General features: G+C 71.4%; 14 protein-coding genes. 10 read left to right on the top strand and 4 right to left on the bottom strand.

Annotated features, from left to right (window positions below):
* Window position 1 precedes the first annotated feature (1 nt).
* The 4 genes from CCO04_RS07180 to CCO04_RS07165 all read right to left on the bottom strand — a co-directional run bounded on the left by CCO04_RS07180 (window position 2) and on the right by CCO04_RS07165 (window position 7,763).
* Window positions 2–3,289 (bottom strand): fibronectin type III domain-containing protein, encoded by a 3,288-nt coding sequence (locus tag CCO04_RS07180; protein WP_215813426.1) that lies wholly within the window; start codon window positions 3,287–3,289, stop codon window positions 2–4.
* Between the two features lie 59 nt (window positions 3,290–3,348).
* A complete protein-coding gene (locus tag CCO04_RS07175; RefSeq protein ID WP_215813425.1) occupies window positions 3,349–5,424 on the bottom strand; it encodes a fibronectin type III domain-containing protein in 2,076 nt (691 codons plus the stop codon).
* 252 nt (window positions 5,425–5,676) lie between these two features.
* A complete protein-coding gene (locus CCO04_RS07170) occupies window positions 5,677–6,918 on the bottom strand; it encodes a hypothetical protein (protein ID WP_215813424.1) in 1,242 nt (413 codons plus the stop codon).
* Window positions 6,915–7,763 carry an LLM class F420-dependent oxidoreductase gene (locus tag CCO04_RS07165; RefSeq protein ID WP_215813423.1) on the bottom strand — a complete coding sequence of 283 codons (849 nt, stop codon included), beginning with the start codon at window positions 7,761–7,763 and terminating at the stop codon, window positions 6,915–6,917. Before CCO04_RS07165 ends, CCO04_RS07170 begins: the two co-directional genes overlap by 4 nt.
* A gap of 68 nt (window positions 7,764–7,831) precedes the next feature.
* On the opposite strand from CCO04_RS07165, the gene CCO04_RS07160 reads away from it, so the two are divergent.
* The 10 genes from CCO04_RS07160 to CCO04_RS07115 are packed head-to-tail and all read left to right on the top strand — an operon-like array spanning window position 7,832 to window position 16,047.
* Window positions 7,832–8,419 carry a TetR/AcrR family transcriptional regulator gene (locus CCO04_RS07160; protein ID WP_215813422.1) on the top strand — a complete coding sequence of 196 codons (588 nt, stop codon included), beginning with the start codon at window positions 7,832–7,834 and terminating at the stop codon, window positions 8,417–8,419.
* Window positions 8,416–9,651, top strand: coding sequence for a cytochrome P450 (locus CCO04_RS07155; RefSeq protein ID WP_215813421.1), 1,236 nt, complete (start codon window positions 8,416–8,418; stop codon window positions 9,649–9,651). Before CCO04_RS07160 ends, CCO04_RS07155 begins: the two co-directional genes overlap by 4 nt.
* A 2-nt stretch (window positions 9,652–9,653) precedes the next feature.
* A complete protein-coding gene (locus tag CCO04_RS07150; protein WP_215813420.1) occupies window positions 9,654–10,430 on the top strand; it encodes an SDR family oxidoreductase in 777 nt (258 codons plus the stop codon).
* Entirely contained in the window at window positions 10,427–11,812 is a 1,386-nt protein-coding gene (locus CCO04_RS07145) for a cytochrome P450 (RefSeq protein ID WP_308281145.1), read from the top strand. Before CCO04_RS07150 ends, CCO04_RS07145 begins: the two co-directional genes overlap by 4 nt.
* Window positions 11,809–12,015: a ferredoxin gene (locus tag CCO04_RS07140; RefSeq protein ID WP_215813419.1), complete on the top strand. Its 207-nt coding sequence runs from the start codon at window positions 11,809–11,811 to the stop codon at window positions 12,013–12,015. Before CCO04_RS07145 ends, CCO04_RS07140 begins: the two co-directional genes overlap by 4 nt.
* A 1-nt stretch (window position 12,016) precedes the next feature.
* The gene (locus tag CCO04_RS07135) at window positions 12,017–12,634 is read left to right on the top strand and encodes a hypothetical protein (protein ID WP_215813418.1); all 618 of its coding nucleotides are present in this window, start codon (window positions 12,017–12,019) and stop codon (window positions 12,632–12,634) included.
* Window positions 12,631–14,091 carry an aldehyde dehydrogenase gene (locus CCO04_RS07130; protein ID WP_215813417.1) on the top strand — a complete coding sequence of 487 codons (1,461 nt, stop codon included), beginning with the start codon at window positions 12,631–12,633 and terminating at the stop codon, window positions 14,089–14,091. Before CCO04_RS07135 ends, CCO04_RS07130 begins: the two co-directional genes overlap by 4 nt.
* On the top strand, window positions 14,088–14,834 hold the full coding sequence (locus CCO04_RS07125) for an SDR family oxidoreductase (RefSeq protein WP_215813416.1): 747 nt from the start codon (window positions 14,088–14,090) through the stop codon (window positions 14,832–14,834). Before CCO04_RS07130 ends, CCO04_RS07125 begins: the two co-directional genes overlap by 4 nt.
* Window positions 14,831–15,649: an NAD(P)-dependent oxidoreductase gene (locus CCO04_RS07120; protein ID WP_215813415.1), complete on the top strand. Its 819-nt coding sequence runs from the start codon at window positions 14,831–14,833 to the stop codon at window positions 15,647–15,649. The genes CCO04_RS07125 and CCO04_RS07120 overlap by 4 nt, the downstream gene beginning before the upstream one ends.
* Window positions 15,646–16,047 carry a carboxymuconolactone decarboxylase family protein gene (locus CCO04_RS07115; protein WP_215813414.1) on the top strand — a complete coding sequence of 134 codons (402 nt, stop codon included), beginning with the start codon at window positions 15,646–15,648 and terminating at the stop codon, window positions 16,045–16,047. Before CCO04_RS07120 ends, CCO04_RS07115 begins: the two co-directional genes overlap by 4 nt.
* The last annotated feature ends 26 nt before the right edge of the window (window positions 16,048–16,073 follow it).

Raw genomic sequence — 16,073 nt, 5'->3', positions numbered from 1 at the left:
GTTACTCCAGCTCGAGCCGGATCAGGCCTGCCGGGTACCGGTCCCGCGCGGAGACGTAGACGCGGTGCCGGGTCGGGTCGACGGCGATGCCGTAGACCTTGTTGCCGTACTGGTGGGTGGAGAGCCGGGCGACCTGGGAGAGGTCCTCGGCCTTGAGCACCGTGACGCCGCTGTTGTCGAACGTCTCGTTCTGCTCACCCAGGTAGATCCGGCCGTGGCCGGGGTCGACGGCGACGGAGCGCCACTGGGGGGCGGTGCGGGCGACCTCCGCGACCTGGGTGTAGTCGGCGCCCTTGAAGACGCGGAGGCCGACGGTGGCCGTGGGGCTGTCGCTGTTGGAGACGTAGACCAGGTCGTGCTGGGCGTCGTACGCGACACCGTGGCTGCGCCAGGTGGCGTCGCCGATGGTGACCTGCTGGACGGTGGCGCCGGTCTGGGCGTCGAGGACGACGAAGCCCGCGCCGCGGGTGGCGCCGATGACGTGGCCGCGGCCGAGGTCGACGTCCATGCCGCGTACGTTGGCGTCGAAGGCGAACGGGCCGCGCTTGAGGGTGCCCGAGGTGCTGTCGACGACGACCCACTGGTTGCCGAGGGCGACGTAGAGCTCGCTCTTGGCCGGGTCGAGGGCGATGTCGCGGACGCCGTTGTCCGCTCCCAGGTCACCCGGTACGCCGCCCACGTTGGTCGGGATGCTCAGGGTGAGCACCCGCTCGGTGCGGTCGGCGGCCGGGTCGACGACGCGGACCCGGGCGGGGCGCTGCTCGTTGCCGACGTAGAGGAGACCCGACTGCGGGTCGACGGCGGAGCCGACCGGCTTGTCGTCGACGTCGGTGTTGCTGCCGTCGGGCAGGACGGTGAGCGGCGTGGCCTTGTACTTGTCGCCGATCGGGCCCGTGCCCGGGTCGGTGCCCGGGTCCGTGCCGCCACCGCTGCCCGGGACCGGGCCGGGGAGCTTGCCGTCGACGTACCGCTGGCTGACGGTCACGGCGACGGGGGTCGTCTCCTGGCCTGGGGGGTTGAGGCGGTGGTCGCGGTTGGAGACGAAGACGCGTTGGCGTTCTTCGTCGACGGCGATGCCGTAGCCGTCCTTGCCGTACTGCTTGCCCTTCTTGTCGATGAGGAGCTTGCCGTTGGCGAGGTCGTAGACGGCGAATCCTCCGGAGGTGTCGTCGATGCCGGTGAAGCCGACGTAGACGAGGCCGTGGGTGGAGTCGATGTCGACCTGGCGGGCGTCGGGGCGGGTGGGCTTGTCCCAGACCTTGGCGAAGTTGTTGGCGGCGTTGAAGACCTCGACGTTCTTGACGGTGTCGGTGTCCTCGAAGTAGGCGACGGCGACGTTGCCCTTGGTGGGGTCGGCGGCGACGTAGTAGGCGCCGACGGTGTTGTTGATGGTGCCGATGGAGGCGCCGGTGGTGGCGTCGAAGACTTCGACTCCGCGGGCGGGGATGGCGGCGTAGACGTAGTTGCGGACGGGGTCGATGTCGAGTGAGCGGTTGGACTCGCTGATGGGGTAGGGGCCGCGGACGACTTGGCCGTAGTTGGCTTCGGCGAGGGAGACGACGACCCAGTTCTTGTTCTGCTGGCCGACGTAGAGGAGCTTCTTGTCGTCGTCGATGCCGAGGTCGCGGATGTTCTCCGGGAGGGTCATCGTGTGGAGGACCTTGTCGGTGTCGGGGTCGATCTCCCAGATGGTGCGGCTGTTCTGGTCACCGAGGAAGAGCGTGTCGCGCTCCTGCGAGAAGGCGACACCAGCAGGCAGACGGGCCGCCGCCGGGTCGACCGAGCGGAGCTCCTTGTCGTGGCGGTACTCGTACGTCGCGTCCGGATTACCCGGGTTCTCGGGGTTCTCCGGGTTCTCGGGGTTCTCGCAGCCCAGGCACGGACCGGGGTCGGTCGGGTCGATGACGTCCGGCTTGCGGTCGTCGGTGACCGCCTTGCCGTGCTGGTTCTTCACGATGGTCAGGCCGTCGTAGTACTTGCCGTCGGCCGTGCGGGACTCGTAGCGGAGCTTGCCGTTCTCGACGTTGACGACCTGGTAGAGCTGCAGTCCGCCGCCCATCCGCCGCAGGTGCGCGTCATTGGTGTCCCACACGCGCGAGCCGGGCTTGTACTGCTTCTCGCCGACGTTGGAGACGACGTAGACCGGGCCGTCGTACGACAGGTCGGTGTTCCAGCTCTTCGGCAGGTCCTTCTCGGCGGCGTCGGTGTTGCCGCGGCCGTAGCCGTGGTCGTGGCCCTGCAGGACCAGGTCGACGCCGTACTCCTCGAAGACGGGCAGCCACGCCTCGCGCACCGCGCGGTTGTTGCGGCCCTCGTCGAGCGAGAACACTGGGTGGTGGAAGTAGACGACGGTCCACTTGTTGGGGTTGTTCCGCAGCTGGTCCTTGAGCCACGCGGTCTGGATCGCGAGCGGCTCGGCCGAGCTGGCGTTGCTGTTGAGCGCGATGAAGCGCACGCCCTGGTAGTCGGTGGAGTAGACGGTGCCCTTGAGCACGTCGTACGCCGGACCGGTGCCGGTCGGCCCGTTGGCCGGGTAGGTGAACTGGGCGGAGAACTGCCGCGACAGCTCGGTGCCGTTGTACTCGTGGTTGCCCGGCGCCATCATGAACTGCTTGGTGCCGAGGCCGTAGCTGGTGGCCTCGTAGACCTCGGCCCACTGCTCGTCGCTCTCGGCGTCGTCGACCAGATCGCCGGCCTGCAGCACCATCCGGGCCTTCGGCGCGTCCCGGAAGGCGTTGCGCACGACCCGCGAGGCCTGCGACTTGATGCCGTTCTGGATGTCACCGAAGTAGATGAACGAGAACGGCTCCGGGGTAGCGGCCTCGGTCGTGAAGTGCTGCCACTCGCTCCAGTTGGTGCCGTCGCCGACCCGGTACTGGTACGTCGTGCCCGGCTGCAGGCCGGTCATCTTGGCGCTGTGGAACGCCTCGACGTAGCCGAGGTCGGTGGTCAGCTTGGTGCTGCGCTCGGCGACGAAGACGGCCTGGTCGTTCTGGTAGGTCAGGCTCGACGCCACCCGCAGCTCGGCCTTGGGCTCGCGGACGCCGTCCGACGTGCGCCACACGACGTTCTGGCTGGTCTTGGGGTCGCTGGTCGGGGTCAGCGTGATCCGGTCGGGAACCACGGTGGGCTGGTAGGTGACGGACGGGTCCTGGGCGACGGCCGCGGCCGTCGGCAGCAGGCCCGGTACGGCGACCGCGGCCAGCGCCGGGGCGCTGGTCGCGAGCATCGTCGCCGCGACCAGGCCGCCCAGGGGCCGGCGCACGCGGCGCCGGAACGAGTCGAGCATGGGTCGTCCTCTCGGAACGCTCGGAACGGGGGAGTGGGGGATCGCGTCGGCGGGCGTGCTCATCGGCGGCTCACGACCTTCTTGACCACGCGGGACGCCGCGACGTTCGCCGTACCGGCGTAGTCGACGGTGATCTTGTGCTTGCCCGGACGCAGTTTGGGCAGCTTGACGCTGACGGTGCCGGCGACCTTGCGGGTGGCGACGACGCGGCCGTCGACGCGCACGGTGACCGTGGCGGCGGGCGCGGCGATGTCCGGTACGACGACCCGGATCGCCAGGGTGCGGCGGGCCTTGGACTTCACCTTCGCGGGTAGGCCGGAGACAGACACCGCACTGGTCGTCCGGGCCACGCGGACCGTCGTCGCGGTGGACGTGCCGGTCTCGAAGCCCGTCCCGGTGGGGACGAACTGCGCGGTCACGGCGTAGCTGCCGACCGCGAGGTCGCGCGGCAGGGTGAGCGTCGCGGTGCCGTTGGCGATCCGCACGTCCTTGGCCAGGACCCGGCTCCCGGCGCGGAACGTGACCGTGCCGGCCGGCACGGCGCCGGCCACGGGAGCGACGGTGGCGCTCACCTGGACCGGGGTCCGCGTCCCGTAGCGCTGCTGGGGCGTGGTGGCCTTGACGACGGGGACGACCTTGGTCGGCGTCTCCGGCTCGGTGGGCTGCTCACCCGGGACGGCGACCTCGGGCAGGTCCGGACGGCCGATCCCACCGCGGGTCGAGCCCGGGCCGGACGGCCGCGGCGTCGTGTCGGTGGTGACGAGCTTGGTGCCGTCGGCGCCCTTGGCGATGGTGAACGCGTCGACCATCTGGCCCGAGACGTTCCAGCTCTCCACGTGCATCTCGCCGTCGGTGACGTCGACGAGCTGGTAGAGCTGGGTGTTGGCGAGCGAGGTGCGCAGGTGCGCGCCGTTCTGGGTCCAGTTGTTGTTGGAGACGGGGTCGATCACGTAGTACTTCGGGCCGGCCACCGAGACCATGTAGACCGGTCCCTTGTTGCTCTTGGCGGCGCTCGCACCGGCCGGCAGGCCGGACTCGTTGGCGACGAGGTTGCCGCGCCCGTAGGCGTGGTCGTGGCCCTGGGCGACGAGGTCGACGTCGTACTTCTCGAAGAGGGGCAGCCAGGCGTCACGGATCGCGGCGTTGTTGCGGCCCGAGCTCACCGAGAACACCGGGTGGTGGAAGGTGACGACCGTCCACTTGCTCGGGTTGTTCTTCAGCGCCTCCTCGAGCCACGCCGTCTGCGCGGCGAAGGCCTCGGGGTCACCGGGGAAGTTGCTGTTGAGCGCGATGAAGCGGACGCCCTGGTAGTCGGTGTAGTAGACGTTCTCCGCGTAGAGCTGGGAGATCCGGTTCGTCGTGTCCGGCCCGTTGCGGGGGTACTCGAACTGCGCGCCCCAGTGCTCGGCGAGCTCGGGGCCCGGGTAGTACTCGTGGTTGCCGGCGGCGGCGATCACGTTCATCGAGCCGTTGGACCAGCCCGCGGCACCGAACCACTCGCCCCACTCGGCGTCCGAGTCGTCGGTGTCGATCAGGTCGCCGGCGTGCAGCACGGCCTTGGCGTACGGGCGCGCCTCGTACGCCGCGCGGAAGGTCCGCGAGACGTAGGACTTGATGTCGTTCTGGGCGTCGCCCTGGACGATGAACGAGAACGGCGCATTGCCGGCGCGGGCGGTCTCGAACTCGAGCCACTCGCTCCAGGTGTCGCCGTCGCCGACCCGGTAGAGGTAGGTCGTGCCCGGCTGCAGGCCGGTCAGCGACGCCGAGTGCTGGCGCACGTCGTACCCGAGGTCGGCGGTGAAGGTGGTCGACGTGGCGTCGACGGTGCTGCTCGGGCGGGCCACGCCGGTGCCGGCCAGCGTGAGCTGGACCTTGGGCGTGGTGACCGCGGCCGAGGTGCGCCACGAGACGTTCTGGGAGGTGGTGGGATCGGTGGTCGGCGTGAGCACGATCCGGTCCGGTACGACGAGCGGTGCGTGCACCACCTTCGGGTCCACGGCCGGCGGGGCGAGGCCGCCTCCGGTCGCGGCCCAGACCAGGCCGGCGCCGGCGGCCAGCGAGAGCGCGAGGCCGCCGGCCACGACGGCCGGTCGCCTGCGCCACCGGGAGCGGTGCTGTCGGGATGAGGGGGTCATGGGGGGTGTGTCCTCCATCGGGTGCCGTCAGGGCATGACGGCGTACAGGGGGTGTGCCATCGGTCCCGAGACAGCACGCAGTCCCCGGACGCCGAGGCGTGCGGGGACCGCGAGATGGCCGGAAGCTAGCAGCGCGAAATGAACTTTTGGTGAGCCTTCAGGGGGCCCTCAGGCGGGGCCAGGCGTGGGCGTCACCGGGTGTTCATGCGGAGGGGGCGCAGGCTTCAGCTGAAGCTCGCCGGAGGTTGGGGCTCAGACGACGGTGAGGGGCAGCGAGCGGCGCGGCTCGAAGGCGAAGGTCGCGCCGGTGCTGAACCGGGTGACGGCGACCTCGTCGGCCTCCGGGCGGGCGGCATCGTCGCGGGTGACGGCGACCTGCCAGCCGCCGCCCGGCTCGCCGCTGACCACGGCGTCGAGGTGCGGGTCGACGGCGTGCGTGATCGCGCGGAGGGCCTCGGGCCAGTCCGGACCGCACAGGGAGATCCAGGCGGCGTCCTCGTCGGCGGGGCCGGAGGTCACGGTGATCGCGTCCGGTCCGGCCGCGGCCGCGACGTAGGCGGCCGGGTTGAGCAGCGGGTGCAGCCAGATCGCGCGGAGGGCGCCGGCGGGGTCGCGGGAGAGGTCCAGGGCGCGGGCGAGGCGCTCGGCGCCGATGCCGGCGATGCCGATGAGCTGCTTGCGGCGCAGCTTGACCAGCTCGGCGTCGGTCTCGACGCGCTCGGCGACGGCGAGCGCGAACGAGCGGTCGAGCAGGTGCATCTGGAGGCAGACCTCGTCGGCGATCCGGACCAGCGCGGAGTGCGAGAAGGCGGTGAAGTCGACGTCCGAGAGCAGGGGGCCGGCGTAGTCGGCGGCGCCCTCGTCGGCCGGGTCGATGGGGGCGAGCGTCAGGGTCGCCGCGCGGGAGCGCTCGTTGACGGCGAGTGCGGGGACCGGCTCCGGCTCCGGGTACGACGGGTCGATGGTCACCGTCCAGGCGCAGTGCGGGTGCCGGTCGGCGGGCGTGCGCGGCGGGCGGTGGATCGGCCGCACCTGCGCGTGCGGGTTGGTCGCGATCGCGGTCGCGTCGAAGGTCGGGTCCTCGATGTCGTGGCACATGCCGCGCACGTAGTCCTCGCCCATCGGCTCCACGTCCATCAGCGCGCCGCAGTGGTCGAGCCGGAACTCGCCGTGCCACGCGTCGTGGACGGTGTAGCGGAAGTCCATGAACTGCGGCGGGGCGCCGATGTCGAGCTGCAGCCCCTTGAAGATCGTGACGACGTCGCCCTGCCCGGCCACCGCGGGGGCGTACCCGAGCGCCTCCTGCATCCGGCGGGTGTAGATCGGGCTGGCCGCGGCCCACTCCTCGATCGCGACCTGCAGCATCTCGTCGCGGCCGAACGCCGCGATGCACCAGGCCATGCCGGAGCGGTCGATGAGCTGGCCCATGAGGAGCAGCTCGGGGACGAGTGTGGCGAGCTCGTCGCGCGACAGCGCGGCGTACCGGCTCGTCACGCGCTGAGTCCGAGCCGTCCGGAGAGCTTGTCGAGGTAGGTCAGCACGGCGGACTCGTCGCTGTCCGGGACGCCCCAGATCAGCTCGGACGCCCCGGCCGCGGTCCAGTCGGCGAAGTCCTCGGCCGCGGGCCGCTTCGCGACCAGGACCCGGACGTCGGGCTCGCCCTCGCGCCCGGCCTCGGCCCACTCCTTGCGCAGCAGCTCGGCGCCGGCCGCCACCTCGGTCGAGGTCGGCGTGGTCATCCAGCCGTCGGCGTGGGCGGCGATCCACTTCATCGTCTTGGGACCGGCGCCGGCGCCGATGATCACCGGGATCCGGCCCTGCGGGGGCTTCGGGTAGGCCCAGCTCGGGCCGAACGAGACGAACTCGCCGTCGTACGACGCCTCCTCCTGCGTCCACAGCGCGCGCATGGCGTCGAGATACTCCGCCAGGACGGTACGGCGCTTGCCCGCGGGCACGTGGTGGTCGGTGAGCTCATCGGTGTTCCAGCCGAAGCCGGCGCCGATGGTGACCCGGCCGCCGGAGAGGTGGTCGAGCGTGGCCAGCGTCTTGGCGAGCGTGATCGGGTCGGACTCGACCGGCAGGGCGACCGCGGTGGACAGGCCGATCCGCTCGGTGACGGCGGCGCAGGTGGCCAGCGAGACCCACGGGTCGAGCGTGCGCAGGTAGCGGTCGTCGGGGAGGTCCTCGCCGCCGGTCGGGTGGAGGGCGTCGCGGCGCACCGGGATGTGGGTGTGCTCGGGGACGTAGATCGTGTCGAAGCCCCGCTCCTCGGCCGCCTGGGCGAGACGGGCCGGCGTGATGCCGCGGTCGGAGGTGAAGAGGACGATGCCGTTGCGCATGGCCCCACAATAGGAACGTGTTCTAGAAATGTCTTGCGCCCGCCGAGAACGTCTCCTATGTTGGACACGTGTCCAGTCAAGTGTTCGAGACGCCGCGTCAGGGTTTGAACCGGCGCCAGGCCGAGACCGTCGAGCGGTTGCTGACCGCGGGTCTGGCCGAGCTGCGCGCGGTGGGCCACGAGGCGCTGACCATCCGCACGGTCGCCCAGCGCGCGGGGGTCTCGCCGGCCACGGCGTACACCTACCTCGCCTCGAAGAACCACCTCTTCGCCGAGCTGTTCTGGCGCCACCTCAGCGGCGCCCGGCTCCGGGTGAGCGGCGACGGTACGGCGGTCCAGCGGCTCCAGGCGACGATGCGCGCCCTCACCGCGCGGATCGTCGAGGAGCCCGAGCTCGCCGCCGCCGTGACGCCGGCCCTGCTCGGCACCGACCCTGACGTCGCCCGGCTGCGGCTCAAGATCGGTGGGGAGTTCCTGGCCCGCTTCGAGTCGGCGCTGGGTGAGCCCGGCACGCCCGCCGACCCCGCCGTGCTCGACGTGCTGGTGCTGACCTTCTCCGGTGCGCTGCTCCAGGCCGGGATGGGCCTGCTGACCTACGACCAGATCGCCGAGCAGCTCGTCTCGGCGGTCGCCGTGATCCTGCGAGGCAACTCATGAGCACGGTCTCGACAGGCTCGACCAGCGGAGTGGCGTTCGACCCCTACGACTACGCCTTCCAGGACGACCCGTACCCGACGTACCAGCGGCTGCGCGACGAGGCGCCTGTCCACCACGCGGCCGCCGACGACCTGTGGGTCGTCTCCCGGCACGCCGACGTGTTCGCGGTGCTGCGCGACGACGAGACGTTCTCGAACCGGATGGGCGTCTCGCTCGACGCCAGCGCGTGGAGCCCCGACGCGCACCGGGTGATGTCCTTCCTCGCGCTCGACGGCGCCGAGCAGTCGCGCATCCGCCGGCTCGTCTCGGCCGCCTTCACGCCGCGCCGGGTGCGCGAGCTGACCCCCGAGGTGCAGGCGCTCACCGAGCACTACCTCGCGACCACGCTGGAGCGCAGCGCCGACGGCGACGCGGACTGGATCCGTGACCTCGCCGGCAAGCTCCCGATGGACGTCATCTCCGAGATGATGGGCGTCCCGGTCCCCGACCGGGACGAGGTACGCCGCCTGGCCGACCTCGTCGTGCACCGCGAGGACGGCGTCCGCGACGTGCCGCAGGCCGGCATGGAGGCTTCCATCGAGCTGATGACCTACTACGCCGCGATGGTCAAGGAGCGCCGGGCGGCGCCGACCGACGACCTCACCTCGGCGCTGGTCGCGGCCGAGGTCGACGGCGATCGGCTGCGCGACGGCGAGATCATGGCGTTCCTCTTCCTGATGGTCGTCGCCGGCAACGAGACGACGACCAAGCTGCTGGGCAACGCGCTCTTCCACCTCGCGGCCGATCCCGGCCAGCGGGCGCAGGTGCTCGCCGACCCGGACCTGGTCGCGCCGTGGATCGAGGAGACGCTGCGCCACGACACCTCGAGCCAGATGCTCGCGCGCCACGTCGAGCGCGACACCGAGATCGGCGGCACCACGGTCCCTGCGGGCGCCAAGGCGCTCGTGCTGCTGGGCTCGGCCAACCGCGACGAGCGCGTCTTCACCGACCCCACGTCGTACGACGTGCGCCGGGACAAGGCCGAGCTGGCCCAGATCCTGAGCTTCGGCACCGGCCGGCACTTCTGCCTCGGTGCCAACCTGGCCCGGCTCGAGGCGCGCGTCGTCCTCGACGAGCTCGTCCGCCGGGTCGCCGACCTGGAGGTGCACGCCGAGCGTGCCGTCCGGGTGCACTCCACGAGCGTGCGCGGGTTCGCCTCGCTCCCCGTCACCTTCACCCCCCGGAGGTCATGACCATGGGCAAGTACGACCAACCGGTACGACGGCCGGCGGCGGTCGCCGGCGCGTCCTCCGGGATCGGCGCCGAGACCGCGCGATCCCTGGCTGCGGCGGGGTTCCCGGTCGCGCTGGGCGCGCGCCGCCTCGACCGCTGCGAGGAGGTCGCCGCCGAGATCCGCAACGCCGGGGGAGAGGCGGTCGCGCACCAGCTCGACGTCGCCTCCGACGAGTCGGTCGCCAAGTTCGCCGCCAAGGCGGCCGCCGACCTCGGCGACATCGAGGTCGTGGTCAGCAATGCCGCGCTGATCGGCCCCGGCGCACTGCTGGAGACCGACAGCTCGCGGCTGGCCGACGAGGTCGACGTCAACCTGCTCGGCCCGCACCGGCTGGTCCGGGCGTTCGTGCCCGGCATGGTCGAGCGCCGCCGCGGCGACATCGTGTTCGTCTCCTCGGACGTCGCCCTGCGGGCGCGGCCGTTCATGGGCGGCTACAGCGCCACCAAGGCCGGTCTGGAGGGGCTCGTCGCCTCGCTCCAGATGGAGCTCGAGGGCACCGGCGTGCGGGCGTCCGTCGTCCGGCCGGGGCCGACCTGGAGCGAGATGGGCATGGACTGGTCGCCCGAAGCGGCGGCCAAGGTCCTCAACGAGTGGCTCAAGTGGGGCCACGCCCGGCACTCGCACTTCCTCAAGGCGTCGGCCATCGCCGACGTCATCACCTCCGTCGTCAGCGCGCCGCGGGGCGTCCACCTGAGCCCCGTCGACGTCAACCCCGAAGCACCCGTGGAGTCATCGTGAGCCTTGCCGACATCCCCGAGGTCTCGATCGTCCTCGACGACCAGGGCCCGGACGTGCCCGCGATCATCAAGGGCACCGGCCACCTGCCGGAGATGCGGGTCGACCCGATCGGGCTCTTCGACCGGGTGCGGGCCGAGTGCGGGGACGTCGGCCGGTTCCGGATCGCCGACAAGGACGTCGTCCTGGTCACCGGCGCCGAGGCCAACGAGGCGTTCTTCCGGGCCCCGGAGGACGTGCTCGACCAGGCGGCGGCGTACCCCTTCATGACGCCGATCTTCGGCAAGGGCGTGGTCTTCGACGCCTCGCCCGAGGAGCGCCAGCAGATGCTCAAGAACCAGGCGCTGCGCGGCGAGCAGATGCGCGGGCACGCCCAGACGATCGAGGCCGAGATCCGCCGCATGGTGGCGGACTGGGGCGACGAGGGCGAGATCGACCTGCTCGACTTCTTCGCCGAGCTGACGATCTACACGACCTCCTCCTGCCTGGTCGGCAAGCCGTTCCGCGAGGAGCTCGACAGCTCGTTCGCGCACCACTACCACGAGCTGGAGCGCGGCACCGACGCCATCGCGTACGTCGACCCCTATGCCGACATCGAGTCCTTCGCGCTGCGCGATGCCGCGCGGGTGCGGCTGGTCGCGCTGGTGCAGGACATCATCGACCGCCGCCGCGAGCGCGGCACCGTGGCCAAGGAGGAGCGCGACCTCCTCGACGTCCTCATCTCGATCGACATGAACGCCGACACCATCACGGGCATCTTCATCTCGATGATGTTCGCCGGGCACCACACGTCCTCGGGCACGGCGTCCTGGGCGATGATCGAGCTGCTCCGCCACCCGTCCGTCATGGCGGACGTCGTCGGCGAGCTCGACGCGCTCTATGGAACCGACGCAGCCGACGGCACTGGTCCTGTTGAGGTGTCCTTCCAGGCGCTGCGCTCGATCCCCGTGCTGGAGGCGGCGCTCAAGGAGACCCTGCGGCTGCACCCGCCGCTCATCATCCTGATGCGGCTGGTCCAGGAGGACTTCGAGCTGCTCGGCCGCACGATCCCGGCCGGCACGCTCATCGCCGCCTCACCCAAGGTGTCCAACCGGATCGAGGCCGACTTCCCCTCGGCCGAGGCGTTCGACCCGGGCCGCTACATCGACCCGCGGCAGGAGGACCTCCAGAACCGCTGGACCTGGATCCCCTTCGGCGCCGGCAAGCACCGGTGCGTCGGCAACGCCTTCGCGATGATGCAGATGAAGGCGATCTTCTCGGTGATCCTGCGCGACTTCGAGTTCGAGACGGCCCAGCCCGCCGACTCCTACCGCGACGACTGCTCCAAGATGGTGATCCAGCTCGAGCAGCCGTGCCGGGTCCGCTATCGCCGGCGGTCGCGATGAGCTTCCGGGTCGTCGCCGACACCACGGTCTGCCAGGGCCACCAGCTCTGCCAGGGCGAGGCCCCCGACGTGTTCGGGTTCGACAGCGCCGACGACGTGGTCACCCTGCTCGACGAGCACCCCGGCGAGGAACGGCGTACCGACGTCGCCACCGCCGTGAAGTACTGCCCTGCCTTCGCCCTTTCGATCGAGGAGACCGACTGACATGAGTGACCTGACCCGCGCAGAGATCGAGGAGTTCTGGGACTCCTGGCTGGAGATCAACCGCGAGGCCGAGCGCACCGGCGACTGGCGGGTGATGGCCGAGTGGTTCGCCGAGGATGCCACCTACGGCTGGATGTACTCCCACGACGAGCACTTCATGGCGGTCGGCCGGGACCAGATCCGGGACTGGGCGATCGGCATCGAGATGGACGGTCTCGACGGCTGGCACTACGACTACGTGTGCACGGTGATCGACGAGAAGAAGGCGATGATCGTCGGCTTCTGGAAGCAGCGCTCGGGCATCCTCGACGACAACGGCGAGGAGTACGAGATCCTCGGGCTCGGCGGTTCGTGGTTCGGTGTCGAGCGGCAGACCTCCGGCGCGGACGCCGGTCAGGTCAAGATCGCCTGGCAGCGCGACTGGTTCGACATGCCCTCGACCGCCCACACCTTCCTGTCGATCATCGAGGCGGGCAAGGCGCCCGACACGCTGCTCAAGCGGATGTCGGTCACCGGTCACGACGTGCCCGGCCACTACCGGCGCAAGGACCTGCCCTCGACGGTGTGGCCGCCGCCCGTCGAGCGCGGCGACTACGTCACCCAGGAGCCCGTGCGATGACGGCACTGCCGCCTCCGGCGCAGCAGCTCATCGACGGCAAGCTCGTCGCGGCGTCGTCCGGTGCGACCTACGCGATCGTGAATCCCGCGACAGGACAGGAGATCGGGGTCGCCCCCGACGGCACCGCCGACGACGTGGACGCCGCGATCGCCGCGGCCCGGCGGGCGTTCGACGAGTCGGACTGGTCGACGGACCTGGCGCTGCGGGTGCGCTGCCTGCGTCAGCTCCACACCGCGCTGCTCGACCACGCCGACGCCTTCCGCGCGCTGACCACGGCCGAGGTGGGGATGCCGGGCTTCATGATGGGCGCGGCCGGGTTCGACGTACCGGTCGACGGGCTGAAGTGGGTCACCGACCTCGCCGAGACCTATGCGTTCGAGACCGACCTCGGGGTGGCCGCGCCCATGGGCATCCCCTCCCGTCGCACCGTACGACGCGAGCCGGTCGGCGTCGTCGCCGCGATCACGCCGTGGAACGTGCCCACGCAGATCAACCTCGCCAAGGTCGGCCCGGCGCTCGCGGCCGGCTGCACCGTGGTCCTCAAGCCCGCCCCGGACACCCCGTGGGTGGCGGCCGAGCTCGGCCGCCTCGTCGCCGAGCACACCGACATCCCGGCCGGCGTCTTCAACGTGGTGACGCCGCGCGCCAACGACGTGGCCGCCGTGCTGGCCACCGACCCGCGCGTCGACATGGTCTCGTTCACCGGCTCGACCGGCGTGGGCCGCGCGATCATGGCCGCCGCCGCGCCCACCCTCAAGAAGGTGTTCCTCGAGCTGGGCGGCAAGTCCGCCGCGATCGCGCTCGACGACGCCGACGTCGCCGCGGTGGCGGGCGCGACCGCCTTCGCCGCGTGCATCCACGCCGGTCAGGGCTGCGCGATCACCACGCGGCTCGTCGTCCCCCGCGACCGGTACGACGAGGCGGTCACCGTCGCCGCCCAGACGATGGAGTCCATCGGGGCCAAGGACCCGGCCGACCCGGGCGCGATCTGCGGCCCGGTCATCTCGGCCGTGCAACGCGACCGGGTGGCGGCGTACTTCGACGTCGCGGTCGCCGAGGGCGGCCGGTTCGCCACCGGAGGCGCGGTGATCGACCAGCCCGGGTTCTGGGTGCAGCCGACCGTCGTGGCCGGCCTCGACAGCTCCTCGCGCCTGGCGCAGGAGGAGATCTTCGGCCCGGTGCTCGTCGTGCTCCCGCACGACGGCGACGACGACGCGGTGAGGATCGCGAACGACTCGGCCTACGGCCTCTCCGGCTCGGTCGACTCCGGCTCGCTGGAGCGCGCCAAGGCCGTCGCGGCACGGATCCGGACCGGCACGCTCGCGGTCAACGGCGGCGTGTGGTTCAGCCCCGACGCCCCCTTCGGGGGCTACAAGCAGTCCGGCGTGGGCCGGGAGATGGGTGTCGCCGGGTTCGAGGAGTACCTGGAGACCAAGACGATTGCGGAGCCGGCATGAGATTCGAGAACAAGGTCGTCGTCGTCACGGGCGCGGCGCAGGGCATCGGCGAGGCCTACGCCAAGGCGCTCGCCGCCGAGGGTGCGGCCGTCGTGGTCGCCGACGTCAACACCGAGGCGGGCGAGCAGGTCGCGAAGCAGATCGAGTCCGACGGCGGGCAGGCGCTGTTCGTGCGCTGCGACGTGTCGTCGGCGGAGTCGGCGCAGGCCCTGGTCGCCGCGACCGTCGAGCGCTTCGGCGGCATCGACGCCCTGGTCAACAACGCGGCGATCTACGGCGCGATGGAGTTCGACCTCCTCATCAGCGTGGACTGGGACTACTACCGCCGCTTCATGGGCGTCAACATGGACGGCGCGCTCGTGATGACCCGAGCGGTCTACCCCGAGATCCAGAAGCGCGGCGGCGGTGCGATCGTCAACCAGTCGAGCACCGCGGCGTACCTCTACTCGGGCTTCTACGGGCTGGCCAAGGTCGGCGTCAACGGGCTCACCCAGCAGCTCGCGCACGAGCTCGGCGGGATGAGGATCCGGGTCAACGCGATCGCTCCGGGGCCGACGGACACCGAGGCGACGCGCGTCCAGGCGGGCGATGCGGCCAAGGAGCTGGTCAAGAACCTCGCGCTCAAGCGGATGGGGTCGGTCGACGACATGGTCGGCGCCTGCCTCTTCCTGCTCTCCGACGAGGCGTCGTGGGTGACCGGCCAGATCCTCGCGGTCGACGGCGGCCAGACCTTCCGCGCATGAGTGCCCCGGTCCGCGTCGGCTTCGTCGGCCTCGGCAACATCGGCAAGCCGATGGCGCTGCGGCTCGCGGCGGCGCCCAGCATCGACCTCCACGTGCACGACGTCGCGCCCGAGCCCGTCGCCGAGCTCGTCGCCGCGGGTGCCACCGCGCCCGGCTCGGTCGCCGCGCTGGCGGCCGCGGTCGACGTGGTGTGCGTGATGGTCCGCGACGACGAGCAGGTCCGCGCGGTCGCCGCCGAGGTGCCGGCCGAGACGGTGCTGGTGATCCACTCGACGGTCGCGCCCGGCACGCCCGCCGAGCTGGCGGAGGGACGCCGGGTGCTCGACGCCCCGGTCAGCGGCGGCCCGATGGGTGCGGCCGACGGCAGCCTGGCGATCATGGTCGGCGGTGCGGAGGACGCCTTCGCCGCGGCCCGCCCGGCCCTCGACGTGATGGGCGCCAAGGTGGTCCACGCGGGCCCGGTCGGCGCCGGCACCCGGATGAAGCTGGCCCGCAACCTCATCCACTTCGTCGCCTTCACCGCGGTCACCGAGGCCCAGCGGCTCGCCGAGGCCGCGGGCCTCGACCTGGTCGCGCTCGGGGACGTCGTGCGTCACACCGACGCCATCACCGGCGGTCCCGGCGCGATCATGTACCGCGAGACGACGGCGCCGATCGCGCCCGACGACTTCTGGCACGGCGTCTTCACCCACGTGACCGCGCTGGGGGAGAAGGACCTCGGCCTCGCGATCGCGCTGGCCGACGAGCTCGGTGTCGACGTACCACTGGCACGCGAGGCGCTGCCGCGCCTCGGGAAGGGACTGGGACTGCGATGAGCGACGAGACCGACAAGTTCGCCGGCCTGCCGGAGGCGCGGGCCCGAGGCCTGCGCAGGATGGAGCAGGTCTACGGCTTCGACATGACCGACGGCACGGGCGACTTCTTCCGCTACACCGCCGACCACCTCTTCGCCGACATCTGGGAGCGGCCCGGGCTCACCGACCGGGACCGCCGGCTGCTCCTGATCGGGATGCTCGCCGGGCAGGGTGCCGCCGACGTGCTCGGCATCCAGGTCCCGGCCGCGCACGCCGCGGGCGAGCTCGACGACGAGGCGCTGCGCGAGATCGTGGTCTTCCTCAGCCACTACGCCGGATGGCCGCAGGGTGCGCGGCTCAACTCGATCGTCGAGGACACCATCGCCAAGGCGCGGCGTCACCGCGCCGACCGGGACTGACCGCCCTCTTGTTAGCCTCGGGAGCG

The organism is Pimelobacter sp. 30-1 (genome assembly GCF_018831735.1).
In the GTDB taxonomy this organism is placed as follows: Bacteria; Actinomycetota; Actinomycetes; order Propionibacteriales; family Nocardioidaceae; genus Nocardioides.
The sequence above is the reverse complement of the archived record's forward strand: the minus strand, read 5'-3'. Positions and strand labels throughout refer to the sequence as shown.

Coding starts and splice junctions, on each gene's coding strand:
- CCO04_RS07135 (WP_215813418.1), top strand. CDS start 12,017: ATGAGTGACCTGACCCGCGCAGAGATCGAGGAGTTCTGGGACTCCTGG.
- CCO04_RS07175 (WP_215813425.1), bottom strand. CDS start 5,424: ATGACCCCCTCATCCCGACAGCACCGCTCCCGGTGGCGCAGGCGACCG.
- CCO04_RS07115 (WP_215813414.1), top strand. CDS start 15,646: ATGAGCGACGAGACCGACAAGTTCGCCGGCCTGCCGGAGGCGCGGGCC.
- CCO04_RS07165 (WP_215813423.1), bottom strand. CDS start 7,763: ATGCGCAACGGCATCGTCCTCTTCACCTCCGACCGCGGCATCACGCCG.
- CCO04_RS07155 (WP_215813421.1), top strand. CDS start 8,416: ATGAGCACGGTCTCGACAGGCTCGACCAGCGGAGTGGCGTTCGACCCC.
- CCO04_RS07150 (WP_215813420.1), top strand. CDS start 9,654: ATGGGCAAGTACGACCAACCGGTACGACGGCCGGCGGCGGTCGCCGGC.
- CCO04_RS07180 (WP_215813426.1), bottom strand. CDS start 3,289: ATGCTCGACTCGTTCCGGCGCCGCGTGCGCCGGCCCCTGGGCGGCCTG.
- CCO04_RS07130 (WP_215813417.1), top strand. CDS start 12,631: ATGACGGCACTGCCGCCTCCGGCGCAGCAGCTCATCGACGGCAAGCTC.
- CCO04_RS07120 (WP_215813415.1), top strand. CDS start 14,831: ATGAGTGCCCCGGTCCGCGTCGGCTTCGTCGGCCTCGGCAACATCGGC.
- CCO04_RS07125 (WP_215813416.1), top strand. CDS start 14,088: ATGAGATTCGAGAACAAGGTCGTCGTCGTCACGGGCGCGGCGCAGGGC.
- CCO04_RS07140 (WP_215813419.1), top strand. CDS start 11,809: ATGAGCTTCCGGGTCGTCGCCGACACCACGGTCTGCCAGGGCCACCAG.